Annotated in this window: 1 pseudogene; it reads left to right on the forward strand. The window is 63.2% G+C overall.

The window, feature by feature from the left end:
* Positions 1-204 (forward strand): annotated as a pseudogene (locus ACFWW2_RS16605) (IS256 family transposase); the annotation flags it as partial.

The following is a 204-nucleotide window of genomic DNA, read 5'->3' on the forward strand; positions in this document are numbered from 1 at the left end:
GGCGCGGTGCCGGTGAAGGTGCCGCGCGTGCGAGACCGGAGTAGCGACGTAGAGAAAATCCGCTTCGCGTCATCCATTCTGCCGCCCTATCTGCGCAAGGCCAAGTCCATCGAAGAGCTGTTGCCCTGGTTGTACCTCAAAGGCATTTCCACGGGCGATTTCCACGAAGCGCTGGCCGCTTTGCTGGGGCCCAACGCGGCGGGT

Origin of the sequence: Yoonia sp. R2-816 (assembly GCF_046762905.1) — a bacterium.
Lineage (GTDB): Bacteria > Pseudomonadota > Alphaproteobacteria > Rhodobacterales > Rhodobacteraceae > Yoonia.